Raw genomic sequence first — 25478 nt, 5'->3', positions numbered from 1 at the left:
CGTCTCCTGGTGACCCGCGTCGAGCACAGTCAAGGCCCGTCCAACCAGCATTCAGGAGCCCTGCCATGTCTGTGCAACCGTCCCGCCCCTTTTCCTCACGCCGTGCGCTGGCCGCGCTCGTCGTCGCCTGCGCCTTCGTGTCGGGCGTTGCTCATGCAACCGATGCCACGCGAGGCATCGAGCAGGCGCTCACCACGGCGCTGCAGGACAAGCGCGGCATCACGCTCTACGTGGCCGGGCAGACGATCTCGGGCGCGGTGACGCGCATCGAACCGGGGCTGTGGGTTGAACTGCGCAATCAGCAGTTTGGCCGCATGATCGTGCGCCTGGACCGCATCGACGGCATCGCCGCGCCCTGAGCCCGAGCTTCGCGGCGGGCCCTTCTCACCGGGCGCTATCCGCAGCCGCCTTCACTGCGACTTCTTGAGTTCGATCTGCAGCGAGGTCGGCTCGCCGGCCTTGAGTTCCACGACGCCGCGACCGGACGCCCAGCCCAGCGCAATCACGTGGACTTCGGCCGCGCCCGGGGCGTTGAGAGTCAGCGAGGCTTCGCCGCGGTCATTGGTCACGAGGGAGATGCCGTCACCGCCGCCGACCTTGACCTTCACATCGGCGTGGCTGACGGGCTTGCCGTTGCCACTGACCTTGACGACCAGCCGGGTGGTCGATTTGTCCCGATCTCGATCCTTGTCTTTTGGCGGTTTGCCTTTTGGGGCCTCGTCGTCATTGCCGGTGGGCGCCGATGCTGCGGCGTATGCCAGGGCGTGCTGCGGACGCAGCGCCGCGGCCAGGACCAGGACGACGCCGCAAAGCAAGGAGCGGCGGCAGGGCAGTGGAATTGTGTTCATGGGCGTGCTGCCTCCTTCTCGCCTCGGTTGGCGCTGAACCTCAACATGTCGGTCAGCACGTCGTCATAGTCCTGGCGTTCCTTGAAGCTGGCGCTCGCAGCAGGAAAGACGACCAGGTGGAACTTGACGGCGCTGTTGGCTTCGCGGCTGTCCGCGGGGCCGTCCGGCACCAGGAATTCGGTGATGACGATGGAGCAGCGAAGCCCCTGCGGCAACTGCGTGTTGTCCAGCATGGGGAAGTCGTATTGGCTGACCCAGAAATGCCGGTCCACGTCCTGTTCCGAGTCCCCCGGGAAGTCGACGCGCAGCCTGACCTCCACCTCGCGGCGCTCCAGGTTCACATCCACGATCTCGACCTGGAAGTGAATGGATTCGCCTTTGCCGCCCGGTGCCGCTCGTGATCGCGGCATGAGGCGCTGCAGCGTGATCTTCTCGTCGATGAAGGGCTTGCCAAAGTTTTCTGCCCAACCGCCCAGCGGCTGCGGATAGCCCTTGGCGAAGCCCCGGTGCGACAGGCTGTCTACCTGCTTGGAGATCAGGTTGGCCGCGCTGAGGTCCAGTCGCTTCTTGAACTCGGCATTGCGCGGCGTGGACGAGGCGTCCTTGCCTGTCAGCTTGCGGGCCACGTCCTTGAACAGAGGCGCCAGGTCCAGCGACTGGTTGAAGTTGCTCGCGAGCAGTTCGAGTTGCAGCACCTGCGTTTCGAGGTCGCCCTTCTTGGGCTCCTTCAGAAAGTTGCTGATGACGACGTTGAACATGTCCTTGCGGATCTGCGCGTCCGACTGCTCGCGCTGCGTCAGCAACTGCGCGTACAGCTTCTCGTTGCCCTCGCGCGTCTCGCGTTCCTTCTGCAGGCCGGTCAGGTAGTAGCCGCCCACCACCGTCACGATCAGCGTCACTACCGGCATGCCGATCGCCTTGATCCACTCCAGGCGCGTGGCGCCGGTGTCCTTCTCGCCGGGCTTGCCCTTGTCTTGCGCCTTGTTGTTGACCTTGTCCGCCTCCTTGACCGTCACCGCAGCTTCTCCAGCCGCTGCCCGACGACGAAATCAAAGCGCACGGGGTTCTCGAACAGATAGACCTCGAATGGCGGGCCGATGCTGGTGCCGCGCTGCACGCGCATCTCGCACTTGCCATTCACGGGCAGGCGCAGCGCGAAGCTGCCGTTGGCATCGCTCGTCGCCTCCGTGATGCGTGCGCCCTGCCCGAAGCGGGGGCAGGCCAGCTGAACCTGTACGGCGCCCAGCGGCCCATGATCCGAGCGGACGGTGCCGTACAGCGCCCCTGCCATGGCGCCGAGCGGCAGCATGGCCAGGGACAGTGCGGCGAGGCGGCTGAATCGCATCGTGATCTCCTGGCGAGGCTGGCACTGTGCGCCTTCACGGCAGGCCCATCAAGCCTGCGGGAACGGCATGTCAGCTGTTTTGAGGATGTGAGGATGTCTGCGGGTCCTGGCAGGGCCTGCGCTTCGTCCCGAGGCGGCGTTGGCTCACGGTTCCTCTGATCGTGTTGGTGCTGCTGCTGATGGGGCGCCTGTAGGCCGGGTCGCTTAGCCTGGGCGGTGCGCTCACAAGCTGTATCAACCTTGAACGTCAACCGCACGGGTTGCCTGGCGTTCAAGGAGGGCCGATGGGATGACCTCGGCCCTTGATGAAAGCACCGACCATGACCACGCTGACCCTCGTCTTCAATGGCCCTTCGAATCAGGCCCGCAGGGCACTCGGGGGGCTGCTGCAGCGCTACCGCTCTGCCTATTTTGTTGAGCGCAGCAGCAATGAATATGCGGTGACGGCAGACGACGTCACCGCCGCGGAACTCGCGACGCAACCGCTGTGGTCGGCCCAGTTGGCCCAGGCGCCGGTACGCGGATGAAAAGCGCGCAGGACTCGGGCGCAGATCGCGGCTGAAAAGGCAAGCCGGGAGTTCTGGACAGGGCCTGCAGGTGCAACAACCACGCTCCCCGGGCCGCCTGGATGGCGAGCAAATGGTTGCGCTATCATTTTGGCATGAGCCCATCTCCAAGAGCGAGCCTCCGATTCGGCCTGCTGACTGCCATCCTGCTGCTGGCAGGGTGCGCCGGCGCGCCGCGAGACGATGCCGGCGGCACCTGGCTGGCGGCCTGGGCCAGCGCGCAGCTGGAGCAGGCGCCGCCAGCTGACGCCCCGCTCCCGTGGCGCCAGCCCCTGCGCGACGTCAGCTTGCGCCAGATCGTGCGCGTGGACGCCGCAGGTCGGGCCCTGCGGGTGCGCATCAGCAACCTCTTCGGCGCCGAGCCGCTGACCCTGGGCGCGGCCAGCGTGGCCTTGGTGGACGGCGTGGTGGTCAACGCGGCCAGCCTGCGTTCGCTGAGCTTTGGGGGTCGGCGTGAAGTCGTCGTGCCGGCGCATGCCGAGATTTGGAGCGACGTGATCGAATTCGCCGTCCCACGCCAGGCCGATGTCGCCGTGCAGATGCATGTGCAGGCCGGGCCGGCGCAGGCCAGTATGCATCCAGGTTCGCGCATCCGCAGTTGGGCGGTGCCAGGCGATCGCGTTGGCACGGCGGACTGGCCCGAGGCCGTGGCCCAGGAAGGCTGGAGACATCTGGCAGCCTTGGACGTGCGGGCTGCCAGGGTGCTGCCCGTCCTCGTCGCGACGGGTGACTCCATCACCGACGGCTATGGCGTGCCGTCGGGCAGCTACCAACGCTGGACCGATGTGCTGTCGCGTCGCCTGATGGCCGAGAAGCGGGAGGTCTCGGTCATCAACACGGGGATCGGCGGTGGGCGCCTGCTGCGCGACGGGCTCGGCCCCAACCTCGTGTCGCGTTTTGACCGCGACGTGCTGGAAAGAACCGGCGCCACGCATGCCGTCGTGCTGATCGGCGTCAACGATCTCGGCGTCAGCCATCGCGGCCGGCCGACGACGCCCGAGTCTCGCGCCACGCTGCTGGCCGAGATGAAGGCGGGTTTCACTGACCTCGCCCAGCGTGCCCGCTCACGGGGCGTCTGCTTGATCGCCTCGACCGTCATGCCCTATTCGGGCAGCGGCTACTACTCACCGCAAGCCGAGAACGAGGCCGATCGCCAGGCGCTGAACGCCTGGCTGCGTGAGCCGGGACGCTTCGATGCACTGGTGGACTTCGATGCGTTGATGCGCGACCCCGCGCGTCCGGCATTCCTGCGTGCCGAGGTCGACAACGACGGCCTGCATCCGTCGCTGGCCGGCTATCGCGTGATGGCCGAAGCCTTTCCTGTCGAAGTGCTCGACAGGCGATGCCCGAAGGTCAGCGCCCCTTGAGCTGGCGCCAGGCCGCGAAGTCCGCGGCCACGTCGGCGTCGGTCGGCGGGTACAGGCCCAGCACGCTGCGGCCGCCCATCACCTTGTCCTGCACGTAGTCCTCGAAGACGGTCATCTCGACGGATTCGTTCGCGATCTCGTCGGCCAGGTGGGCCGGGATGACGATGACGCCCTCGGCATCGCCGACGATCACATCGCCCGGGAACACCGGCGCATCGCCGCAGCCGATCGGCTCGTTGATGGCAATGGCCTGGTGCAGGGTCAGGTTGGTCGGTGCGCTCGGGCGCGAGTGATAGGCCGGCATGCTGTAGCGGGCAATATCCGGGCTGTCGCGGAAGCCGCCATCGGTGACGACGCCGGCCACGCCGCGCACCATCAGCCGGGCCACCAGGATGCCGCCCGCCGAAGCGGCACGCGCATCCTTGCGGCTGTCGATGACCAGCACCGCACCTTCCGGGCATTCCTCGACGGCCTTGCGCTGCGGATGGCTGCGGTCCTTGAACACGCTGATGTCGTTCAGGTCCTCGCGCGCCGGCATGTAGCGCAGCGTGTAAGCCGGGCCGACCATGTTCGGCAGGCCGGGGTTCAGCGGGCGCACGTCCTGGATGAACTGACCGCGCAGGCCGCGCTTGAACAGGGCGGTGCAGAGCGTGGCGGTGCTGACGCCCATGAGCTTCTTTCGGGTGTCGGGATTCATGATGGCTCTCAGTAGATGACAGGTTCGGGGACCGGTGCACCGAAGCTGGTTTCCAGGAAATCGAAGTCGCAGCCCTCATGGGCCTGCAGGATGTGGCGGGCGAACATCCAGCCGTAGCCGCGCTCGTAGCGCGCGGGCGGCGGTGTCCAGGAGGCGCGGCGCGCGGCAAGTTCCTCGTCGCTGACTTCGAGGTGGATGCGGCGGGCCGGCACGTCGACTGTGATGCAGTCGCCCGTCTTCACCAGCGCCAGCGGGCCGCCGATGAAGGCCTCGGGGCTGCAATGCAGCAGGCAGCCGCCGTAGCTGGTGCCGCTCATGCGTGCGTCGGACAGGCGCAGCATGTCCGTCACGCCGGCTTTCAGCAGCTTGGTCGGGATAGGCAGCATGCCCCACTCCGGCATGCCGGCACCCTTCGGGCCGGCGTTGCGCAGCACGAGGATGTCGTCGCCGGTCACGTCCAGATCCGGGTCGTCGACGGCGGCCTTCAGGCTCGGGTAGTCGTCGAACACGAGCGCCCGGCCGGTGTGCTGCAGCAGATGGGGCGCCACGGCGCTGGGCTTGATGACGACGCCGTCCGGCGCCAGGTTGCCGCGCAGCACGGCCAGCGCCCCTTCGGCGTAGATGGCGTTGTCGAGTGGCCGGATCACATCGGCATTGAACACCTCGGCGCCGGCGACGTTCTCGCCCACCGTGCGGCCGTTGACGGTCAGCGCGCCGAGGTCGAGCTTGTCCCGCATGACGTTCATCAGCGCGGGCAGCCCGCCGGCGTAAAAGAAGTCCTCCATCAGGTAGGCATCCCCGCTGGGCCGGATGTTGGCGATGACGCCGACATGGCGGCTGGCCGCGTCGAAGTCGTCCAGCGTGACCGGCAGCCCGGCGCGGCGGCTGATGGCGACCAGATGAATGATGGCGTTGGTGCTGCAGCCCATGGCCATGGCCACGGCAATCGCGTTGGCGAAGCTGCCCTTGCTGAGCAACTTCGCTGGCGTCAGGTCCCCCCACACCATCTGCACGATACGCCGGCCGCATTCCGCCGACATGCGGATGTGGTTGGCGTCTGGCGCGGGGATGCTGCTGGCGCCCGGCAGCGTGAAGCCCAACGCCTCGGCAATGCCCATCATCGTGGCCGCCGTGCCCATCGTCATGCAGGTGCCGTGGCTGCGTGCGATGCCGGCCTCCATCTCGGCCCAGGCCTGGTCACTCAGGCGGCCGGCGCGGCGTTCGTCCCAGTACTTGAAGGCGTCCGACCCCGAGCCCAGCACCTGGCCGCGCCAGTTGCCGCGCAGCATCGGGCCGGCCGGCAGGTAGATGCAGGGCAGGCCCATGCTGAGGGCGCCCATCAAGAGGCCGGGCGTGGTCTTGTCGCAGCCGCCCATCAGCACGGCGCCGTCCACCGGGTGGCTGCGCAGCAGCTCCTCGGTCTCCATCGCGAGGAAGTTGCGATAGAGCATGGACGTCGGCTTGACCATGCTTTCGCTGAGCGAAATGGCCGGCAGTTCCAGTGGCCAGCCGCCCGCTTGCAGGACGCCGCGCTTGACGTCCTCCACCCGCTGCTTGAAGTGGCTGTGGCACTGGTTGGCATCGCTCCAGGTGTTGACGATGGCGATGACGGGTTTGCCGATGAAGTCCTCGGCGGCGTAGCCCATCTGCAGCACACGGCTGCGATGGCCGAAGCTGCGGAAATCGTCCTTGGCGAACCAGCGCGCGCTGCGCAGCTCTTCGGGGGTCTTGGTCATGGGCAGCGGCTTCATCGGGCGAGGGCGTCGAACTCCAGGCGCATCCAGCGCGCCAGCGTCTGGCCGGGGCGCAGGATGCAGCCCTGCTCGCGCCAGGCCGGGTGGTTGGGCGCGTCCGGGAAGAACTGCGGCTCCAGCGCGATGCCGGCATGGCGTGAAAAGGGCAGGCCGTCGCGGCCCTTGGCATGGTGCACGAAATTTCCGCTGCAGACCTGCAGGCCAGGGTAGTTGGTGAAGAGTCGCATGGCCAGGCGCCCGTCGGTCGAGACCAGCGCGGCGGCGGGCGCCTCGCCGCGGGCGGCGTTCTCGTCCAGCACGAAGCAGTGGTCGTAGCCGCTGCCGTGCGCCTGCTGCTCGCCCTGGCCCAGGCCATCGCCGATGGGGCGTGGCTGACGCAAATCGAAGGGCGTGCCGTTGACCGGGGCGACTTCGCCGGTCGGGACCATGTCGGGCCGCACCGGCAGCATCGCGCTCGCGGCCACCTGCAGCCGATGGCCGAGCACGGGCGCTGCCGAGCCGTCGAGATTGAAGTAGGGATGGCTGGTCAGGTTGACCGGGCAGGGCGCGCTCACGCGGGCGCCGAAGTGCAGCGTGAGGACTGGGCGCTGCGTGTCCAGGCGGTACTCGACTTCGGCGCTCAGTGCACCGGGGTAGCCCTGGTCGCCATCGGGCGAATGCAGGGCCAGGCGCAGGTGGTGCGTACCGTGGTCGACGACCGTCCAGCTGCGGCGGTCGAAGCCATCCGGACCGCCGTGCAGCTGGTTCTCGCCCTCGTTGGCGACGAGCCGATGCGCGCGCCCGTCCAGCGTGATGGCGGCGCCGCCGATGCGGTTGGCATAGCGGCCGACGATGGCGCCAAAGAAGCCGGGCTCGCGCAGGTGATCGGCCGGCGTCGCGTGCCCGAGCACGACCTCACGCCGGCTGCCATCCGGCATGGGCGCGAGGCAGGACAGCCAGCGCGCACCGAAGTCGCTGACCTGGATCTGCAGGCCGCCAGCCGTGCCGAGCGTGAAGACCGCGGGATCGGCTGCTGAACCCTGGGTGCTCATCGAGGCAGGTAGTCGAAGCGGGTGAAGTCAGCCGTTTGGGCGCGGCCGCTGGTGTCGAAGGCCAGCATGCCGATGAAGGCGCCGGTGAAGGAGGCATGCTCGGCGCGGCCGCCTTCGTCGGAGATGACGCTGGCGTCCAGCACCGGCCCCACGGGCTGCCAGCCCTGGCCCCAGTCGGCGAGGAACTGCAGATGCGGGCCGTCGATGTCGGCAGCGAGTTGCACGGGGCCCTCGGCGGGCAAAGGCACGGGTTCGCCGAGGGGGAACTGCAACCGGTTGTCCGGCCAATCGCCGGGGCAGGACAGGATGCTCAGCACGCGGCCCAGCCCATCCGCCCAGGTGATGAGGAGGGCGTGGAACTTGTGGCGGTTGTAGTAATGGGTCAGGCCCGCGGCCTGTTGGTAGGTGTCGGGAGAAAAAGCCGCCACCGTCGTCTCGGCGCGCAAGCCGGCATCCTCCTGGCGCCGCGCCACCAGGCTTTGCTCAAACCAGCTGCCCACCGACTCGCGCCCGGTCAGCCGCAGTGCGCCGCCGGTGAGCGTGAACAGCCGGTCAGGCTCGGGCGTGCGCAGCCACTGGAATTCCTGCGGCAGGCGCGGGCAGTTGACGAAGCTGCGCCGCACGGCTTCGCGCGGCAGCGGCTGCGCATCAGTGGGCGCAGCCACCTCGACGGCCGGCACCATGCCGCCGTCGGCGAGGTAGAGCCAGTCGTCCTCACCCCAGACGCAACGTTGGATGGCCGTCTCGCGGCCGCGCGGCGAGCGCCGCGTGCCCGGCAGCGGCCGGCCGCAGAGGTGGGCGAGGTAGACGCTGCCGTCGGCCAACTGCACGACCTGGCCGTGGCCGGCGCGCTGCAGCGGCGCGTCGGGTGCGTCCTTGCTGCTGACGACGTGCCGCTGGGAGTGGGTCTCGTAGGGGCCATGCAGCGCGCGCGAACGCGCCAGCGTCACCGCGTGGCCGTAGCCGGTGCCGCCCTCGGCCGTCATCAGGTAGTACCAACCCTGGCGCTTGAAGAGGTGCGGCCCTTCGACCAGGCCCAGCGGCGTGCCGCGGTAGATGTTGGTAACCGACCCGACGAGCTGGCGGCGTTCGGCGTCCCATTCCTGCAGCAGGATGCCGGCGAATGCGGAGGCCTTGGGCTGGCCGCCGATGGAGCCGGTGCGGTGGTCCCACAGCATGTTCAGGAACCACTTGCGGCCATCTTCATCGTGGAAGAGAGAGGGATCGAAGCCCGACGAGTTCACGTAGACCGGGTCGCTCCAGGGGCCCTCGATGCTGGGCGCCGTGACGATGTAGTTGTGCGCATCCTTGAAGTTACCCTCGAAGCGCTTCACATCGGTGTAGACCAGCCAGAACAGGCCGTCCGCGTAGGACAGGCAGGGCGCCCAGATGCCGCAGGAGTCCGGGTTGCCGCGCATGTCGAGCTGGCTCTTGCGGTTCAGCGGGCGCGTCACCAGCGTCCAATTGACGAGGTCGCGCGAATGGTGAATCTGCACGCCGGGGTACCACTCGAACGTGGAGGTTGCGATGTAGAAGTCATCGCCGACGCGGCAGAAGGAGGGGTCCGGATTGAAGCCGGGCAGCACGGGGTTGTGGATCATGAATCGTGGCCTGCTGGACGTGGGCAGTGCGGGCGGCTTCGAAAAGGTTACGCTACCATAAATAGACTGAAGCGCGCCTTTCTGGAATTCATCATGGCGACGCGCATCGGGCAGAAGTGGGCTGAGATACCAGGGAAAATCCCGAGAAGCCCCCGCGATCATCTTTGTGCTTTAAAACTGATTGCGTAAACATCAATGGCCAAAGAGCGTCCCGTGCCAGGACGCCGGGCGTGGAGACTAGCGGTGATTCGTCGTGTTTTGAAAATCCTCGCGGGGCTGCTGGTCGCGGCTGGCGTTTGCGTGCCCGCCCTGGCTTGCGACGCACCCGTGTCGGTCTGCGCGCGCGACCCCGGCCGCGCGCTGGCACTGGTGAAGGCGGGCCAGGCGGCTGGCGTTGTTGTCGATGCTGCGGCCGATCCGGCGCTCCAGCATGCAAGCCGCAACTTCGCGGCGGACCTGGAGCGCGTGTCGGGCAAGCCGGCAGCGCTGCTGAACCGTATCGCCGACGCGCGCGGCGAAATCGTGGTCATCGGCGAGCTGGGGCGCAGCCCCATGCTGGACGATCTCGTCGCCCGCCGCAAGCTCAAGCTCGACGGGCTCAAGGGCCGCTGGGAGGCCTACCGCCAGGTGGTCGTCGAGCAGCCCTGGCCGGGCGTCGCCCGCGCCCTCGTCATCGTCGGTTCTGACCGCCGCGGCGCGGTCTTCGGCACCTACGACCTGTCGGCCCGCATGGGCGTCAGTCCCTGGGCCTGGTGGGCGGACGTGCCGGTGGAAAAGAAGACCGATGTCTTCATCACCGCGGGCGCCCGTGACGACCAGCCCCAGGTCAAGTACCGCGGCATCTTCATCAACGACGAGGCGCCGGCGCTGAGCACCTGGGCGCAGGCCAGGTTCGGCGGCGCCAACTCGGCCTTCTATGCCCATGTCTTCGAGCTGATCCTGCGCCTGCGCGGCAACTACCTGTGGCCGGCCATGTGGGCGCCGCGCGCCTTCAATGCCGACGACCCGAGGAACATGGTGCTGGCCGACGAGATGGGCGTCGTCATGGGCACCTCCCACCACGAGCCGATGTCGCGGGCTCATGACGAATGGGCGCGCTCCAAGGGCGGCGCCTGGGACTACGCGAAGAACCCCGAGCAGCTGCGCGAGTTCTGGCGCGGCGGCATCCAGCGCACGATGGGCCGGCCCGGCGGCAAGGCCTTCGACACCCTCGTCACCGTGGGCATGCGCGGCGACGGCGACGAGCCGATGAGCGAGGGCACGGCCACCGCACTGCTCGAAAGCGTCGTGCGCGACCAGCGCAAGATCATTGCCGACGTGACCGGCCAGCCGGCCGAGAAGACGCCGCAGATGTGGGCCCTCTACAAGGAGGTGCAGGACTACTACGACAAGGGTATGCAGGTGCCCGACGACGTGCTGCTGCTGTTTGCCGACGACAACTGGGGCCAGATCCGCCGCCTGCCGGTGAAAGACCTCGACCGCAAGGGCGGCTACGGCGTGTACTACCACTTCGACTACGTGGGCGGGCCGCGCAACTACAAGTGGCTCAACACCAACCAGATCGAGAAGACCTGGCAGCAGATGAACCTGGCCCACGAGCGCGGAGCGGACGCGCTGTGGATCGTCAACGTCGGCGACATCAAGCCGATGGAGTTCCCGATCAGCTTCTTCCTCGACATGGCCTGGTCGCCCACGCGCATGACGCCGGCGGCGTTGACGGCCTACCCGCGCGACTGGGCGGCGCGGACCTTCAGCGGCGCTCAAGCCGCGGAGATCGGTGAGCTGGTCACTCGCTACAGCCAGTATGCGGCACGGCGCAAGCCTGAGCTCGTCGACGCGGGCAGCTTCCGTCTCGGCAACGCCTCGCCCGATGCGCTGGATGGCGGCGACTTCGGCCGCCGCGTCGCCGAATGGGAGGTGCTGGAAGCGCGCGTGGCGAAGGTCAAGGCGGGGCTGAAGGCCGACCAGCTCGACGCCTACTTCCAGCTGATCGAGCACCCCGTGCTGGCGATGGCCAACCTCTACCGGCTGCACTACGCGGCGGCATGGAACCGCAAGCTGGCTGCGGCGGGTGACGCACGCGCCAATGTCTTTGCCGACCGCGCCGAGGCCGCTTTCCAGCGCGACCAGGCCATCGCCGACCAGTACCACGCCCTCGCGAACGGCAAATGGGCCGGCATGATGCTGCAGACCCATATCGGCTACACGAGCTGGCAGCAGCCGGACAAGAACATCATGCCGGCGGTGAAGCGCGTGGCGGGCAGCGCCGATCCGGCCGAAGTTCAACGCCAGCTGGAGCGCGCCACGGCAGAACCGTCGAACGCGATCACGCTGGAGGCGATTCGCTTCAGCCGCGCCATCAACGGCCAGGGCCTGACCTGGACGGTCATCCCCAACCTCGGCCACGGCCTCGGCGCTGTGACGGCCTTGCCGCAAGGCCACGCGCCGACAACGCTGGCCGATGGCGTGCGGCTGGAGTACGACGTCGACACGTCGCATGCCGGCGACACGCTGCTCAGCCTGCACATGGTGCCGACGCTGGACACGCGCAATGCGGGCGGCATCCGCCTGGCCGTGGCCGTCGACGAGTTGCCGGCGCAGGAGCTCAAGCTGAACCTGGTGCCGACTGCAGGCCCCGAGCTGAGCCGCGGCGAGAAGGACTGGGCGCAGGCCGTCAAGGACAACGGCTTTGTGCTCAGCGCACGCGTTGCCAGCCTGCAGCCCGGCCGCCATGTCATCAAGGTCTGGCGCCTCGATGACAACGCGGTGCTGCAAAAGCTGGTGCTGGCACCGCTGGCCTCGGTCACCCTCCCGCCGCGTGGCGCGGCACATACCGGCAACTACCGCAACCTGCTGCGCGAGATCCGCCCCAGCGTGACCGAGGCCGACATCGACGCCAGGCTGGCCGGCTACTGGCAGTCGCTGTTCGAGGGCGACGCCGAACACCGTGTCGTCTACCCCGCGCCCGCCACCCCCGACGGCCCGGCGGCCTATGTGCTGGACGTCAACAACGCCGATGTGCGCAGCGAGGGCATGTCCTACGGGATGATGATTGCCGTGCAGATGGGCCGCAAGGCGGAGTTCGACGCGCTGTGGAACTGGGCCGCCACGCATATGCGCTACCGCACGGGCCCGCGCGCCGGCTACTTTCGCTGGCAATGCCAGCCCAAGGGTTGCGACAAGGACACCGTGCCCGCGTCCGACGGCGAGGAGTACTTCGCCACGGCGCTGCTGATGGCGGCCGCCCGCTGGGGCAATGGCCAGGGCCTGTACGACTACAACGCCCAGGCCCAGGCCTTGCTCAGCACCATGCTGCACAAGGAGCAGATGAACGGCGGCATCGTCGATGGCGTGCGCTCGATGTTCTCGCCCGAGCGCGGCCAGGTCGTCTTCGTGCCTATCGGCAAGGCGGCCGACTTCAGCGACCCGTCCTACCACCTGCCCGCCTTCTACGAGATTTGGGCCCGCCGCGCCGCCAAACCCGAGGACCGCGAGCGCTGGGCCGAGATCGCCGGGATCAGCCGCGCCTACTTCTCCGTGGCGGCTCATCCCAGGACCGGCCTGACGCCCGACTACGCCGAATTCGACGGCCGCCCCCGGGTGCACGAGGGCCATGAGGACTTCCGCTACGACGCCTTCCGCACGGCGGTGAACTGGAGCGTCGACCAGGCCTGGTGGGACAAGAACCCCGACGCCGCGGGCCTGAGCCGCAAGCTGCTGGGCTTCTTTGCTTCACAAGGCAAGTACGGCAAGCCCTATCCGCATCTCTACACGGTGGACGGCAAACCCTTGAATGACGAGGCCGCCACGGGCCTGATGGCCAGCAATGCCGTCGCGGCCTTACTCGTCGACAAGCCGCTGGGTGCGCGCTTTGTCAACGATCTCTGGGCGCTGGAGCCGCCCGCCGGCCAATGGCGTTACTACGACGGCCTGCTGCAGTTCATGGCGCTGCTGCATGTCACGGGGCGCTTCAAGGCTTGGTGAGCGCGTCGGCCCCTTGCCTATGATGCCCACCGTGCGCGCTGTGGTGCGCCGGACCCAAGGGATGCCATGAAAAACAAGACGCAAAGCCGGGCGCTGTCAGCCGCCCTGCTGCTGGCTCTGGCCGTTAGCCAGGCTTTCGCCCAAACGCCCCCCGCTCCGCCGGCCTCCGGCGCCTCGGCGCCCGCTGGCGCAACGCGCCCGGCGGCGCCCGACGTGACCGAGCCCAAGCCCTTCGACAAGGTCATCACGGCCGAGGCCAAGACGCAGGAGGGCCTGTTCCGCGTCCACAACCTCAAGAACAAGCTCTATTTCGAGATCCCCAAGGCCTTGCTGGAGCAGCCGCTGCTGATGGTGGCCAACGCCACCGCCGTGCCCGCGGGCCAGGATCATGTGGGGCGCACACTCAACCAGGACGTGCTGCGCTTCGTGCTCAAGCAAAACCGCGTGATGCTGCAGCTCGTGTCGCACGATGCGGTGAGCGCGCCGGGCAGCCCGATCGCGGACGCCGTGCGCCTGTCCCAGCGGGATGCCATCCTGGCGGTGTTTCCGGTGGAGGCTTTCGGCAAGGACGGCGCGCCGGTGATTGAGGTCACGCGGCTGTTCAACTCCGAAGTGGGCGATTTCAGCGCCCGTGCCATGGTGCGCGGCGGCGTGGACAGCAGCCGCAGCTACGTGGAGCAGACCAAGGCCTTCCCCGGCAGCGTGCGGGTGGACGCGGTGCATACCTACACCGTCATGCCGACGCCCATGCCCACGATACCGGGCCTGCCCGTGCTGCCGCAGATGCAGGCGGCGCGCAGCGTGTCGCTCAACCTGGCCTACAGCATCGTGCAACTGCCCCAGCAGCCCATGATGCCGCGCCTGCTGGACGACCGCGTGGGCTTCTTCAGCGTCAGCCGCACCGACTTCGGCGCCGGCGCGCACGAGGTCCGGCGCGAGCGCCTGATCACCCGTTGGAGGCTGGAGAAGAAGGACCCCGGCGCCGCGGTGAGCGAGCCGGTCAAGCCCATCGTCTGGTACATCGACAGGGCCACGCCCACCTCGCTGGTGCCCTATGTGAAGAAGGGCGTCGAGGCCTGGAACGAGGCCTTCGAGGCCGCGGGCTTCAAGAACGCCGTGCAGGCGCGGCCATTCCCCACGCCCGAGGAAGACCCGGAGTTCGACCCCGAGGACGTGCGCTACAGCGTCATCCGCTGGGTGCCGTCGCCCACCGCCAATGCCTACGGCCCGCACCTGGCAGACCCGCGCAGCGGCGAGATCCTGAACGCCAACATCGTGATGTTCCACAACATCGTCCAGCTGCAGCGCGACTGGTACGTCACGCAGGTGGGCCCGCTGGACCCGCGCGCCCGCAAGCTGCCGCTGCCGGATGACCTCATGGGCGACCTGGTGGCTTTCGTCGTCACGCACGAGGTGGGGCATTCGCTGGGCTTCCCGCACAACATGAAGGCCAGCTCCCTGTACCCGGTGGACAAGCTGCGCGACCCCCAGTGGCTCAAGACCATGGGCCATGTGCCCACGCTGATGGATTACAGCCGCTTCAACTACCTCGTCCAGCCGGAGGACAACGTCGATCCCGCGCTGCTGATTCCCAAGATCGGCCCCTACGACGTGTTCGCCACCCGCTGGGGCTACACCCCCATCCCCAGCGCCAAGACGCCCGAAGAGGAGCGCCAGCAGCTCAACCTGTGGGCGCGCGAGCAGGACGGCAAGCCCTGGCTGCGCTTCAGCGCGCCCAAGGCCGAGGGCGGCGACTTCGGCGAGAACGCCGAGGCCGTCGGCGATGCGGACGCCGTGGCTGCCACCACGCTGGGCATGCGCAACCTGGAGCGCGTGGTCAAGATGCTGCCGGGCCTCGTGCCGCAGGACGGCAAGGACGACAAGACCCTGGAGGATCTCTACCGCGCCACCTGGACGCAGTGGCTGCGCGAACTCAGCCACGTGGCGGCCATCGTGGGCGGCTACGGCGTGCAGAACAAGCACAACGACCAGCCCGGCGCCATTGCCACGCCCGTGCCTCGCGCCCAGCAGGTTCGCGCGGTGAAGTTCCTGACCGGCCAACTGCTGGCCACCCCGCCATGGCTGCTGGACCCGGCCGTGACCCAGCGCCTGCGCGCGTCCGAGCCACCCGGCATGGTCAGCACCTCCCAGCGCAGCCTGCTGCGCATGATGCTGGACCCTGCCCGCACACAGCGCCTGGCAGCCCAGGAGGCGCATTTCGGCGCCCAGGCCTACCGCCTGGACGAGCTGTTGTCCGAGCTGCGCCGCGGCGTGTTCACCGAACTCGCCAGCGGCGCTGCCATCGCCGCGCCGCGCCGCGGCCTGCAGCGCCACTATGTCGACACCCTCGCTGCGCGCCTCAATTTCACCGGCCTCAGCATTGCCGGCCTGATGGGCCTGGACGACGGCCAAGCCGTGGTGAGGGCCGAGCTGCGCGATCTCAAGGGTGTGATCAGTGCCAAGGCCACCAGCGGGGACCGCATCCAGCGTGCCCATCTGCAAGGCCTGGTGGACACCATCGACAAGGCCCTGGACCCCAGGTTCGCCCCTGCCGCCAACCCGCTGGCTTCGCTGCTGCGCGTCATCGGCTACCAGGCCGCGGATGCCTGGGAGCCCGCGGATCAATCGCAGTGCTGGCCCTGGCCTGCGCTGCTGCCCGGGCAGGACAGCGACTGATGCGGCCTGCCGCCCTTGGCTCGGCCGGGCGCTTTGAAACGCTTACAAAATAAGGCTAGTGGAATCCAAGTGGATGGTTGCATGATGGCGCCATGCCTTCCACACCTTTGCTCTCGCCCAAGGCGGCCAAGCCTGTCGACGAAAAGCTCACCCTCAACATCGGCTGCGTCGACCTGGGCCAGATCGACCTGCTGGTGCAGGAGGGTTTCTATGCCAACCGCAGCGACCTGATCCGCACGGCCATTCGCAACCAGATCGCGACGCACGCAGATGTGGTGCGCCAGGTGGTCTCGCGCAAGAGCATCGTGCTGGGCATCCAGCAGTTCAGCGCGGCCGACCTGGCGGAGGTCCAGGCGGCGGGGCAGAAGCTGCAGATCCGCGTGCTGGGCCTCGCCGTCATCGCGCCCGATGTCACGCCGGAACTGGCGCTCGCCACCATCGAGTCGCTGACCGTGCTTGGCGCCCTCCACGCCAGTCCCGCCGTCAAAACCGCCCTGGTCGGGCGGCTGCTTTAAGCCGGGCCGCTCGACTCTTGAAAGTCCCCATGCATCCGCAATTCGGTCAATTGATGAAGAACGCCACCGCGCTCACGCGTGCCGGCGACCTGCAGGCCGCGATGGCGGCCATCACCGAGGCGCTGGAACGCAGCGCAGCGCCGGTTCGCCCCTCCCCACCGCTGGATGACGCCGTCATTGACGTCGAAGCGCGTGTCATTGAAGAAGGGATGCCGGCGGCCGCTCCTGAAGTCAGCGCGAACTCGCAGTTCGTCAGCGGCCACTACACCCATCGCGCTGGCGTACGCGACTACCGCCTGTTCATCCCGCCGGCCCAGGCTGACAAGCCGCGCGCGTTGGTCCTCATGCTGCATGGCTGTACGCAGAATCCCGACGACTTCGCCAAGGGCACGCGCATGAACGCGCTCGGTGCCGAATACAACGCGCTGGTGCTTTACCCGGCACAGGCGCGCCAGGCCAATGCGCAGGGCTGCTGGAACTGGTTCAAGCACAACCACCAGGGCCGCAACCGCGGCGAACCCGCCTTGTTGACCGCGATGGTTCAGCACATCGCTGCCAGCCACGGCGTCGACGCCAAACACATCTTTGTGGCCGGCCTGTCTGCCGGCGGCGCGATGGCGGCGATCCTGGCCGACACGCACCCAGACGTCTTCGCCGCGGCAGGCGTGCACTCCGGGCTCGCTGCCGGTGCGGCGCGCGACCTGCCGGGCGCACTGGCCGCGATGCAGGGCCGGAGCAGCCCCACGCCGTCGGGCAAGGCCAAATCCGGCGTGCGCATGATCGTCTTCCACGGCGATGCCGATGCCACGGTCCATCCGAGCAATGCCGACCAGGTGGCGGCCACCCACGGCTGCACCGCCGTCAGCGTGGATGAACAGCAAGGTCTCCAGCGCGGCGGGCGTTTTTGCAGGCGGCGGCTGCACAAGGACGCGCAAGGCCAGGTCGTGACCGAGCAATGGCTGGTGCGGGGTGCCGGCCACGCCTGGTCGGGCGGCGATCCGTCGGGCTCCTACGCGGACGCTCGTGGGCCCGATGCCAGCGCGGAAATGATGCGTTTCTTCTTCGAGCGCTGAACGCAGCGCTCAGGCCGCCGCCGCAGCAAACGGCCGCCGTGGCAGGCGCATGAACATCAGCGCCGACAGGAAGGCGCCCATGCCCAGTGCGAATGCGCCGATGAAGAGCCAGGCGTAGCTCGAGAACGAGTCGTAGATCAGCCCGCCCAGCACCGGCCCCAGCGCCATGCCGATGCTGCTGGCCATGGTGGTGCCGCCGATCACCGTGCCCATCATGCGCAGCGGGAAGTTCTCGCGTGCGATGACGGCGAACAGCGGCATCACGCCGGCGTAGGTGAAGCCGAACAGGGCGGCTACCGTGTAGAAGCTCTTCAGCTCGCGCGCATACAGATAGCCCAGCACGACCACCGCCTGAGCCAGCAGGGCCAGCACCAGCGTGCGCGCGGCGCCGAAGCGGTCGCCGAGCAGCCCGAACACGAGACGGCCGCCCATGCCCGCCAGCCCCTCCAGGCTGTAGATCGACACCGCGGCCATCAGCGGGATGCCGCAGGTCACCGCATAGCTCACCGTGTGGAAGATCGGGCCCGAGTGCGTGGCGCAAGTCAGGAAGCTGGTGAGCACCAGGATCAGGAAGGGTGCCGAGCGCACCGCTTGGCCGACCGACATGCCGGGTTCCTGCGCCTGGCCCGGTGTAGTGGCGGCCGCCGTCAGCGCCGGTGGCCGGCGCACGAGCATCGCTGCCGGCAGCATGATGACGGCCACCAGCGCCGCGACGATCTGCAGCGTGCTGCGCCAGTCGTGGCCCTGCACCAGCCAGGCCACCAGCGGCGACATGGTCAGCGGTGCCATGCCCATGCCTGCCGAGACCAGGGACACGGCCAGGCTGCGCCGCGTATCGAACCAGCCGGTGACGCAGGCCATCAGCGGCGCAAAGATCGCCGCCGCGCTGACGCCGACGATGGCACCGAAGCAGAGCTGGAAAGCCACGAGCGAGGTGGCGAGGCTGGCCAGCACGAGGCCCGCGGTGAGGAGCAGGGCACCCGTCACCACCACGAGGCGCGGGCCGACGCGATCGGACAGGGCACCCCAGAACATGCTGCCGACGGCCAGCGCCACGAAGGCGACCGTCATGGCGGTGGAGATGCCCGTGGTGGACCAGCCCGTGTCCAGGGCGATGGGCCGCAGCAGCACCGGCAGGGAAAACAGCGCGCCGATCGCCACGCAGCCGAGCAGGCCGCCCGCGGCGACGACGATCCAGCGGTAGTGCTCGCGCAGGGACGTTGACCAGGAGGGCATGGCCGGTCCTTTCTTCAGGAAATTGAATGGGTGCAGCCCTCTCCGGGGCCGTCGATCTGGCGCAGTTCGCACGCGAGGTCCCAGCCGGTGCCATGCAGACGCAGGAAGCGCTGGGTCAGCTCGAATGCCTCGGCACGGGAGGGCGCCTCGAAGATGGCGTAGCCGGCGATGACCTCCTTGGTCTCGGTGAAGGGGCCGTCCACCACCGAGAGCTGGCCGTCGCGGTGCAGGCGCACGCGCACGCCTTCCGAGGAGGGCCGCAGCCCGGCGGTGCTGACCAGCTGCCCCGAGCGGGTCAGCTCGTCGATCAGCTGGCCCATGTCGGCCATCAACTGCTCGGTGGGGCCTTGGCCGGTAGTTTCGTCGGCGCGGATCATCGAAAGGAATCGCATGGTCGGGTCTCCAGAGGCAGGGTGCGGCAGAAGAATTCCGCCGTCTCACCCCACGACGAACGACGACCCGTGAAATCGACAAGCGATCTGGCCCGACCTCTGCGCTTGCTCAATTGCAGATGTTGATGCACGATTGCACACCAGTTGACAACGCTGTCATTTCTGTCTGATGGTTCGATGAAAAGTCACTCTCCCTCTTCCCATGCCGCCACCCTGCGCATGGTGGCCGACGCCTCCGGCGTGTCGACGACGACGGCCTCGCGCGTGATCAACAACGCGCCGCATGTGCGCCCCGAAAAGCGCGACGCCGTGCTCGCGGCCATCGCGCGGCTGGGCTTCGTGCCCAACACGATCGCGCGGGCGCTGGCCGATGGGCGCTCCCGCACCATCGGCATCGTCGTGCAGCACTTCGAGAGCCCCTGCTATGCCTGGACGCTGCGCGGCGTCGAGGAGGCGTTGTCCAAGGCTGGCTATGGCCTCGTCGTCGCCAGCGGGCATTGGGACCGGCGCGAAGAGGAGCGCTGCGTGCAGTCGCTGAAGGCACGCCGCGTGGACGGCATCATCGTGCTGACCGGCACGCTGGACGACCGCTTCCTGACCGAGCTGGCCCTGGAGCTGCCGGTCGTGGCCACGGGCCGGGAACTGCGGGCACCGGGCCTGCACAGCCTGCACTCCAACGATTTCGAGGGCGCCCGCGCCGCGACGCGGCATCTGCTGCAGCGCGGCCACCGGCGCATTGCTCACATCACCGGCGACCCGACCCACCCGGATGCGCTGGAGCGCGAGCAGGGCTACCGGGCGGCGCTGGAGGAGGCCGGCATTGCGCTGGACCGGGCGCTGGTGCAGCGGGGCAACTACCAGGAAGCCAGCGGCGAGCGCGCCGCGGAAGACCTGCTGCGCCGCGGCATCGAGTTCTCGGCCCTCTTCGCTGCCAACGACCAGATGGCCACCGGCGCCGCCCAGGCGCTGTACCGGCACGGCCTGCGCATTCCCGAGGACGTCTCTGTCGTCGGCTTCGACGACGTGCTGGCCGCGGCCCATGCCTGCCCGCCGCGCACGACAGTCAACCTGTCGCCGGCCGAACTGGGCCGCCGCGCCGCCGCGGCCATGCTGGACCTGCTGGCGCATCGCCGGCCCAGGGCCGTCGCGCCCGAACCCGAGTTGGTGGTGAGGTTGTCGACGCGCTTTGTCTGAAGCCATGGCGCCTGCATGGCCAACGGATGTAATTGGCACAGCGTCCTACAACACTGCGAACCTCAGCGTCGCATGGTGGGAGCTTTCCACTCCCGGAGACCGCCATGCCCCGAGGTGACAAATCGTCGTACACCGACAAGCAGAAACGCCAGGCCGAGCACATCGAAAGCGGCTATGAACACCGCGGCGTGCCCAAGGAAGAAGCCGAGGCCCGCGCCTGGGCAACGGTGAACAAGGAGACCGGCGGCGGCAAGAAGTCGGGCTCCGGTCGCGGCCAGCCCGAGAACCACGAGCCCTCGCGCAAGGGTGGCCGCCTGGGTGGCAAGGCCGCGGCCAGCCGCACGGCGGCCGAGCGATCGGCGTCGGCCAAGAAGGGCGCCGAGACCCGCAAGCGCAACGCTGCGGCACGCACGCATCATTGAGGCCGTCATCGACGGCGGTGCCTGGCAGGCGGTCAAATGGACCGCTGGGTATCGCACGCTCCTCGACAGGCTTCAATGACCACCTTCCCGTTCCCGCCTGGAAGTCCTGCGCCGCTGGCGCCTTCAACATCGATTCGTCGGGCGCTGCTGTTCCTGTTGATCTGTGCGCCGATCTGGGCGGTGCCGAATCTCCTCGGTGTCGGGCATCCGATCGTGCTGGTCGCGGCCGTCGTCGCGCTGAGCCATCTTTTCCTGCGGTACGAGGGGCGCTCCCTTGCGGTGCTCGGCCTCGATGCGTCATGGCGCCGGCTGGGGCAGCTCGTCGCCGGGTTCGTGGCCGGGGCGCTGCTCATCGTGATGATCGCGCTTGTGATGCGGCTCGCGCTGCCCTTTCCCTGGGCGTGGAATCCGCGCTTCAGCGTAGGAATGGCGGCGTGGTCGCTGCTCTGGCTGCTGTGCGGCAACGCCGTCGAGGAGCTCGTGTTCCGCGGCTACAGCTTCGAGCGGCTCATCGCTGGATGGGGCCACTGGCAGGCGCAGCTCTTCACCGCGCTGCTGTTCGCGGTGTTCCATGTCGTCAACGGCTGGCCCTGGCAGGTGGCGCTGCTGGGCACCACGGTGGGCTCGCTGTTGTTCGGGCTGGTGTTCGTGCGCTGGCGCAGCGTTCCCGCGGCGGCGGGCGTGCACGCCGCGGTGAACTGGACGCGGGACCTGCTGCTGACTGATCCGCCGACCGTGAAGACGCTGCTGGCACCGCTCTCGCCACGGCCATGGACGGCGGGCGAGCAGCTGAGCACGATGCTGCTGATGGACGGTGCCTTCCTGCTCGTGTGCATCGCGCTTGCGATCTCGATCAAGCGCCGACGGCTCTCCGCTGCTCAGTCGGGGTAGCGCCGGCCTTGCGTCTCCAGCGCCCAGCTGTCGCTGCGCCAAGGCGCCATCGGCAGCCCGTCGCCGCCGATCAGGTTGGCCTCGCTGGGGTTGTCGACCCAGGCGTAGCGCGCCGCCGCCGGTGCGGCCACGGCCGGGCTGCTCAACACGATGACATCGGTGCCCTCCAGCCGCGCCTGGGCCGGTTGCCAGCGCTGGTCGGCACCCGCCAGCAGGAAGCCGCGCAAGGCTTCGCCGGCCCGGGCCGTGCGCAGGCCGCCGGCGGTCTGCGCAAAACGCAGCCGCAGCTCATTGCCGCGCACCTCGGTGCCGGTCAGGCGCGGCCCCGTGGCGGGCGACGGGCGCAGGCCCAGCTCATGCATGGCCAGGGCGGCCAGGCGTTGGCCGACGCTGCGCTTGTTGCGGGGGTGGATGTCGGCCGCGTCGCCGATGTCGATGGCGACCGCCATGCCGGTGTGCGGCAGGGCCAGCGCGGCGGCCTGGGCCTCACGCAGTTCGGCCCAGCCACCGTGGCCGGGCCGGTTGTCGGCCAGCGGCAGGAAGGCGGCCAGCTGCACGAAGAGGAAGGGCAGCTCGGGGGCCTGGAACTGGGCGCGCCAGTCCTGGATCAACCGCTTGAAGCCGTCGGCGTAGGCGGCTGCGCGGCCGGTGTTGCTCTCGCCCTGGTACCAGAGCACGCCGCGCACGCTCAGGCCCTGCAGCGGTGCGATCAGGCCGTTGTGGGCCAGCGTGGGCGCGTCGTTGGCCGTGGGCCCGGTGTTGGCGCTGGCCTGCTCGACACGCGCCCGCCAGGCGCCGGCCAGCGGCAGGCTGCCGGCCGCCGTGTCCAGCCGCAAGGCCGCCGCGTCGCCGTGGAAGCCTCCGCCGCCGCCGGTGTCGGTGATGCGCACGGCGATCCAGTTGGCGCCGGCCCGCAACAGGCCCGGCGCCAGCTCGTAGCGGCGCGGCTGGTCGTAGCCGCACTGGCCGCCAACGCGCTGGCCGTTGACCCAGACCTCGTCGCAGTCATCGACCTTGGCGAGGTGCAGCTGCGCGGCGCCGGCCGCCTGCGTGGCGCTGAGCTCGATGCGCCGGCGCATCCAGACGATGCCGTCCAGGTCGGGCAGGCCTTGCGATTCCCAGACCTGCGGCGCCTGCAGCGTCGGCCAGGCGGTGTCGATGTCGGCGGCGGCCGACCAGCCGCTGGCGTCCACGCCCTGCCAGGGCAGGCCCGGCTGCCAGGCCGCGACCGCGGCCTCGATGCGCTCACGGCGCGCGCGGGCGAAGGCTTTCTCGTCGGCCGGCAGGGCCTTGACTGCCGGCGCCAGGTCCGGGTCGCGCAGGGCCGCTTCGCGGCGCACCCAGGTCTCGAGATGGGAGCCGCCCCAGGCGGTGTTGATGAGGCCGATGGGCACGCCCTGCACGGCCTGCATCTGGCGCGCAAAGTGGTAGCCGACGGCGCTGAACTCGCCCACGGCGCCGGGCTGGGCCACCTGCCAGGCGGCGGGCGCGATGTCGGCTTGCGGCTGCAGGCTGGCGCGCAACGGCACGCGCAACTGGCGCAGCTGCGGATTCTGCGGCGACGCGACCTCCTGCGGCCCGGTGTCGGTGGTCGCCAGCGGCCACTCCATGTTGGACTGGCCGGACAGCAGCCAGACATCGCCGATCAGCACGTCGCGCAGCTCCACCGTTTGGTCGCCCTGCACGCGCAGGCGGTGCGGGCCGCCGGCGGGCAGGGGAGGCAGCTGCGCGCGCCAACGGCCGTCGGCGGCGACTTGCGTGCGGGCCTGGTGCCCGGCCAACTCGACGGTCAGCGTCTGGCCGGGCGTGGCCTGGCCCCACAGGCGCAGCGGGCGCTCGCGCTGCAGCACCATGTGCTCGCCGAACACGGGGGCCAGGCGCACCTCGGCCTGAGCGGTGGCGGCCAGTACGGCCAGCAGGGCAGGCAGCAGGACAGTCTTCTTCATCGGGGTGTCTCGTTCTTATGGGGTGACCAGGGTGGTGAGGCTTTTGGCCGGCAGCGTCAGGCTCAGGCGCCCGGCCGTGGCGGACAAGGCCGCCTGCCGCTCGAAACGGGCGGTGGCGGTCGTGACATAGGGCGTCCAGCTGCTGTCCGCGCGGCCGGCCAGGGCCAGGTCCAGGGTTTGCGGCTGGCTGCCGTCGTTGATCAGCACCAGTACGGCGCGCGGGCTGGCGGCGCCGGCCGGCGAGGCGTAGGCCGACAGCCTCACGCCCGGCAGCGGCTGGGCGGTGGCCTCGACGCGCTGCAGCCCGGGGCGGATGAAGTAGGCGTAGTGCTTGAGCCCCAGGCCAAAGTGGTTGGGCCGGTTGGCGGCGTCGATGAGGCCGGTGGGCTGGGCGTCGTTGGCGTTCACCAGCCACCAGTGCACGTAGGCGTTGTACTGGCCGAGGGTGAAGCCCTCGTGCACCTCGCGCGCGATGGCCAGGGCGTCGTCGATGCCGGTGGCCCAGGCCGTGGCCGTGCCGGACTTGTTGACCGAATCCAGGAAGTGCTCGGTCATCCACACGGGACGGCCCTGTGCGCCCTCGGCCGCCTGCGGCACGCCGCCGTAGAGATGGCCGCCGAGGACGCCGATGCGCGCGGCCACGGCGGGGTCGGCCAGCAGAGCCTCGGTGGTGGCGGGGGAAAAGTTCAGCGACTCGGGCGCCATCAGCAGCGTCTTCGTGCCGGCCACGGCCGCCGCGCCGTGGTTGGCGATCCAGGCCTTGAGCTCGTCGGCATTCCACAGGCAGGACTCGTAGTCGGCCGGGTCCCAGTCGGGCTCGTTCTGCGGCGAGACCGCGTAGAGGCTGACGCCGCGGCTCGTGGCGTAGCGCAGGTAGGCGTTCAGGTACTCGGCATAGGCGGCGTAGGCGGCCGGGTCCAGCCGCCCGCTCCACAGCGGGTCGCGCCGCTCGGGATTGGCGAGCTTCATCGAGGCGGGCGGCGTCCAGGCGGATGCGAACACCAGGGCTCCGCGCGCCTGGGCAGCGACGGCATTGCCCATCTCGGCGCTCCAGGCGCCGGTGTCGGCGGTCCGGGCGGTGGCGTCCCAGGCCGCGGGGGCGATGCGCAGGCGCAGGATGCTCAGGCCGAGGGCGTCATCGCCCTGGGTGCCGAACAGCACGTCCGCGCGGGCGGCGGCCATGGGCGTGTAGTACCAGGCCGCCGAGCCGCCGAAGCCCTGGATGGTCTGGCGCGCCGCGCCGAAGTCAACGCTCGCGGTGGCTGCCGCGGGCTTGACGCTCAGCAGGGTCTGCACCCAGCCGGGCTCGTAGTGGGCCGTGTCCTGCGGCAAGAAGCGGGCGCGCAGCACAGTGCTGCCCGGTGTGGCGCTGGCCTGGCTCAGCGGCCGGCCGTCCAGCAGGCTGAACGAGGCCGGGTCGGCCGCGCCCTGCACGCCGTAGAGGGCGCGGGGTGCGCTGCCCATGGTGGCGGCCGTCACGGCGGCGCCCTGCACAACCGCCCCGGGCGCGTCCCAGCGCAGCGCCGGTCGCGCCTTGTCGACCCGCAACGGGCGGCTGAGCGTGACGCTGCGGTAGCGGGTCGCGTCCTGGGGCGTGAAGACCAGGCTCAGCGTCTGGCTGCCCACCTCGGGCCGGCTGCCGGTGGCCGGCGTGTAGGCATAGCTGCCGGCCACGCTGGCCTTGGCGTTGAGCTCGGCGGCGCTGAGCGTGGTGCCCCAGGTGATGGCGGCCGGTGCGGGCCAGGTCAGCTCGGGCGTCAGCAGGGCCGGCGTGCTGGCCGGGGGCTGTTCGGCGGCACCGCCTCCACCGCCGCCGCATCCGGCGAGCAAAGCGAGGAGCAGGGCGGCGAAGGCGGTGGTGGGGCGCATGCGCAGGACTTGGTGCTGGTGAGAGCAGATCAGTTGTCTGAGCGCTTCAGTGTCGGCGATGCATGGCGCGA

The 25478-nt window shown here is 69.3% G+C and carries 21 protein-coding genes; 10 read left to right on the top strand and 11 right to left on the bottom strand.

Annotation, left to right across the window (positions count from 1 at the left end; translation table 11 throughout):
• Nucleotides 1-65 precede the first annotated feature (65 nt).
• Nucleotides 66-359, top strand: coding sequence for a hypothetical protein (locus tag ASC91_RS26890; protein ID WP_056204845.1), 294 nt, complete (start codon nt 66-68; stop codon nt 357-359).
• A gap of 51 nt (nt 360-410) precedes the next feature.
• Here ASC91_RS26890 and ASC91_RS26885 read toward each other — a convergent pair whose 3' ends face one another.
• The 3 genes from ASC91_RS26885 to ASC91_RS26875 are packed head-to-tail and all read right to left on the bottom strand — an operon-like array spanning nt 411 to nt 2193.
• Nucleotides 411-815, bottom strand: a complete 405-nt coding sequence (locus ASC91_RS26885) for a carboxypeptidase-like regulatory domain-containing protein (RefSeq protein ID WP_056204841.1) — start codon at nt 813-815, stop codon at nt 411-413.
• 29 nt (nt 816-844) lie between these two features.
• Nucleotides 845-1864, bottom strand: a complete 1020-nt coding sequence (locus ASC91_RS26880; RefSeq protein WP_056204838.1) for a hypothetical protein — start codon at nt 1862-1864, stop codon at nt 845-847.
• Nucleotides 1861-2193: a hypothetical protein gene (locus ASC91_RS26875; protein WP_056204835.1), complete on the bottom strand. Its 333-nt coding sequence runs from the start codon at nt 2191-2193 to the stop codon at nt 1861-1863. The genes ASC91_RS26880 and ASC91_RS26875 overlap by 4 nt, the downstream gene beginning before the upstream one ends.
• Nucleotides 2194-2513: 320 nt before the next feature.
• Between ASC91_RS26875 and ASC91_RS26870 the strand changes: the two genes are divergently transcribed.
• Together ASC91_RS26870 and ASC91_RS26865 are read left to right on the top strand one after the other, a co-directional pair.
• Complete coding sequence (locus ASC91_RS26870) at nt 2514-2720, top strand: hypothetical protein (RefSeq protein ID WP_157282173.1); 207 nt, start codon at nt 2514-2516, stop codon at nt 2718-2720.
• Nucleotides 2721-2854: 134 nt separating this feature from the next.
• Nucleotides 2855-4126, top strand: a complete 1272-nt coding sequence (locus tag ASC91_RS26865) for an SGNH/GDSL hydrolase family protein (RefSeq protein ID WP_056205277.1) — start codon at nt 2855-2857, stop codon at nt 4124-4126.
• Here ASC91_RS26865 and ASC91_RS26860 read toward each other — a convergent pair.
• Genes ASC91_RS26860 through ASC91_RS26845 form a run of 4 tightly spaced genes read right to left on the bottom strand, consistent with a single transcriptional unit; the run spans nt 4113 to nt 9209 of the window.
• Entirely contained in the window at nt 4113-4823 is a 711-nt protein-coding gene (locus tag ASC91_RS26860) for a ribonuclease activity regulator RraA (protein ID WP_056204829.1), read from the bottom strand. The genes ASC91_RS26865 and ASC91_RS26860 overlap by 14 nt on opposite strands.
• An 8-nt stretch (nt 4824-4831) precedes the next feature.
• Nucleotides 4832-6559, bottom strand: coding sequence for an L-arabinonate dehydratase (gene araD, locus ASC91_RS26855; protein ID WP_056205274.1), 1728 nt, complete (start codon nt 6557-6559; stop codon nt 4832-4834).
• Between the two features lie 11 nt (nt 6560-6570).
• Entirely contained in the window at nt 6571-7608 is a 1038-nt protein-coding gene (locus ASC91_RS26850; RefSeq protein WP_056204826.1) for an aldose epimerase family protein, read from the bottom strand.
• A complete protein-coding gene (locus ASC91_RS26845; protein WP_056204823.1) occupies nt 7605-9209 on the bottom strand; it encodes a glycoside hydrolase family 43 protein in 1605 nt (534 codons plus the stop codon). The genes ASC91_RS26850 and ASC91_RS26845 overlap by 4 nt, the downstream gene beginning before the upstream one ends.
• 243 nt (nt 9210-9452) lie before the next feature.
• On the opposite strand from ASC91_RS26845, the gene ASC91_RS26840 reads away from it, so the two are divergent.
• The 4 genes from ASC91_RS26840 (at nt 9453) to ASC91_RS26825 (ending at nt 17457) form a co-directional block, all read left to right on the top strand.
• Nucleotides 9453-13193: a glycosyl hydrolase family 8 gene (locus ASC91_RS26840; RefSeq protein ID WP_200955359.1), complete on the top strand. Its 3741-nt coding sequence runs from the start codon at nt 9453-9455 to the stop codon at nt 13191-13193.
• Between the two features lie 66 nt (nt 13194-13259).
• Complete coding sequence (locus ASC91_RS26835) at nt 13260-15869, top strand: zinc-dependent metalloprotease (protein WP_056204821.1); 2610 nt, start codon at nt 13260-13262, stop codon at nt 15867-15869.
• 92 nt (nt 15870-15961) lie between these two features.
• Complete coding sequence (locus ASC91_RS26830) at nt 15962-16384, top strand: hypothetical protein (RefSeq protein WP_056205272.1); 423 nt, start codon at nt 15962-15964, stop codon at nt 16382-16384.
• A 53-nt stretch (nt 16385-16437) separates the two neighbouring features.
• On the top strand, nt 16438-17457 hold the full coding sequence (locus tag ASC91_RS26825) for a PHB depolymerase family esterase (protein ID WP_235532119.1): 1020 nt from the start codon (nt 16438-16440) through the stop codon (nt 17455-17457).
• 9 nt (nt 17458-17466) lie between these two features.
• On the opposite strand, the gene ASC91_RS26820 is transcribed toward ASC91_RS26825, so the two are convergent.
• Together ASC91_RS26820 and ASC91_RS26815 are read right to left on the bottom strand one after the other, a co-directional pair.
• Nucleotides 17467-18693 (bottom strand): MFS transporter, encoded by a 1227-nt coding sequence (locus ASC91_RS26820; RefSeq protein ID WP_056204816.1) that lies wholly within the window; start codon nt 18691-18693, stop codon nt 17467-17469.
• Between the two features lie 14 nt (nt 18694-18707).
• Nucleotides 18708-19085, bottom strand: a complete 378-nt coding sequence (locus ASC91_RS26815; RefSeq protein WP_056204814.1) for a YciI family protein — start codon at nt 19083-19085, stop codon at nt 18708-18710.
• A gap of 177 nt (nt 19086-19262) precedes the next feature.
• On the opposite strand from ASC91_RS26815, the gene ASC91_RS26810 reads away from it, so the two are divergent.
• The 3 genes from ASC91_RS26810 to ASC91_RS26800 all read left to right on the top strand — a co-directional run bounded on the left by ASC91_RS26810 (nt 19263) and on the right by ASC91_RS26800 (nt 21592).
• Nucleotides 19263-20279 carry a LacI family DNA-binding transcriptional regulator gene (locus tag ASC91_RS26810; protein WP_056204811.1) on the top strand — a complete coding sequence of 339 codons (1017 nt, stop codon included), beginning with the start codon at nt 19263-19265 and terminating at the stop codon, nt 20277-20279.
• A gap of 104 nt (nt 20280-20383) precedes the next feature.
• The gene (locus ASC91_RS26805) at nt 20384-20701 is read left to right on the top strand and encodes a hypothetical protein (protein ID WP_056204809.1); all 318 of its coding nucleotides are present in this window, start codon (nt 20384-20386) and stop codon (nt 20699-20701) included.
• A gap of 75 nt (nt 20702-20776) precedes the next feature.
• Complete coding sequence (locus ASC91_RS26800) at nt 20777-21592, top strand: CPBP family intramembrane glutamic endopeptidase (protein ID WP_162247875.1); 816 nt, start codon at nt 20777-20779, stop codon at nt 21590-21592.
• On the opposite strand, the gene ASC91_RS26795 is transcribed toward ASC91_RS26800, so the two are convergent.
• Both ASC91_RS26795 and ASC91_RS26790 read right to left on the bottom strand, forming a co-directional pair.
• Nucleotides 21580-23538: a sialate O-acetylesterase gene (locus ASC91_RS26795; protein ID WP_056204803.1), complete on the bottom strand. Its 1959-nt coding sequence runs from the start codon at nt 23536-23538 to the stop codon at nt 21580-21582. The two genes, ASC91_RS26800 and ASC91_RS26795, sit on opposite strands and share 13 nt — an antisense overlap.
• A 15-nt stretch (nt 23539-23553) precedes the next feature.
• Nucleotides 23554-25407: a hypothetical protein gene (locus ASC91_RS26790; RefSeq protein WP_056204801.1), complete on the bottom strand. Its 1854-nt coding sequence runs from the start codon at nt 25405-25407 to the stop codon at nt 23554-23556.
• Nucleotides 25408-25478: the final 71 nt, after the last annotated feature.

Origin of the sequence: Pelomonas sp. Root1237 (genome assembly GCF_001425055.1) — a bacterium.
Taxonomy (GTDB): domain Bacteria; phylum Pseudomonadota; class Gammaproteobacteria; order Burkholderiales; family Burkholderiaceae_C; genus Pelomonas.
The sequence above is the reverse complement of the archived record's forward strand: the minus strand, read 5'-3'. Positions and strand labels throughout refer to the sequence as shown.

Bases quoted from the DNA above. Each gene is read 5' to 3' on its own strand.
- ASC91_RS26890 (WP_056204845.1), top strand. From the start codon at position 66: ATGTCTGTGCAACCGTCCCGCCCCTTTTCCTCACGCCGTGCGCTGGCC.
- ASC91_RS26875 (WP_056204835.1), bottom strand. From the start codon at position 2,193: ATGCGATTCAGCCGCCTCGCCGCACTGTCCCTGGCCATGCTGCCGCTC.
- ASC91_RS26810 (WP_056204811.1), top strand. From the start codon at position 19,263: ATGAAAAGTCACTCTCCCTCTTCCCATGCCGCCACCCTGCGCATGGTG.
- ASC91_RS26815 (WP_056204814.1), bottom strand. From the start codon at position 19,085: ATGCGATTCCTTTCGATGATCCGCGCCGACGAAACTACCGGCCAAGGC.
- ASC91_RS26805 (WP_056204809.1), top strand. From the start codon at position 20,384: ATGCCCCGAGGTGACAAATCGTCGTACACCGACAAGCAGAAACGCCAG.
- ASC91_RS26825 (WP_235532119.1), top strand. From the start codon at position 16,438: ATGAAGAACGCCACCGCGCTCACGCGTGCCGGCGACCTGCAGGCCGCG.
- ASC91_RS26800 (WP_162247875.1), top strand. From the start codon at position 20,777: ATGACCACCTTCCCGTTCCCGCCTGGAAGTCCTGCGCCGCTGGCGCCT.
- ASC91_RS26870 (WP_157282173.1), top strand. From the start codon at position 2,514: ATGACCACGCTGACCCTCGTCTTCAATGGCCCTTCGAATCAGGCCCGC.
- ASC91_RS26865 (WP_056205277.1), top strand. From the start codon at position 2,855: ATGAGCCCATCTCCAAGAGCGAGCCTCCGATTCGGCCTGCTGACTGCC.
- araD (WP_056205274.1), bottom strand. From the start codon at position 6,559: ATGACCAAGACCCCCGAAGAGCTGCGCAGCGCGCGCTGGTTCGCCAAG.
- ASC91_RS26850 (WP_056204826.1), bottom strand. From the start codon at position 7,608: ATGAGCACCCAGGGTTCAGCAGCCGATCCCGCGGTCTTCACGCTCGGC.
- ASC91_RS26835 (WP_056204821.1), top strand. From the start codon at position 13,260: ATGAAAAACAAGACGCAAAGCCGGGCGCTGTCAGCCGCCCTGCTGCTG.
- ASC91_RS26795 (WP_056204803.1), bottom strand. From the start codon at position 23,538: ATGAAGAAGACTGTCCTGCTGCCTGCCCTGCTGGCCGTACTGGCCGCC.
- ASC91_RS26830 (WP_056205272.1), top strand. From the start codon at position 15,962: ATGCCTTCCACACCTTTGCTCTCGCCCAAGGCGGCCAAGCCTGTCGAC.
- ASC91_RS26860 (WP_056204829.1), bottom strand. From the start codon at position 4,823: ATGAATCCCGACACCCGAAAGAAGCTCATGGGCGTCAGCACCGCCACG.
- ASC91_RS26790 (WP_056204801.1), bottom strand. From the start codon at position 25,407: ATGCGCCCCACCACCGCCTTCGCCGCCCTGCTCCTCGCTTTGCTCGCC.
- ASC91_RS26845 (WP_056204823.1), bottom strand. From the start codon at position 9,209: ATGATCCACAACCCCGTGCTGCCCGGCTTCAATCCGGACCCCTCCTTC.
- ASC91_RS26820 (WP_056204816.1), bottom strand. From the start codon at position 18,693: ATGCCCTCCTGGTCAACGTCCCTGCGCGAGCACTACCGCTGGATCGTC.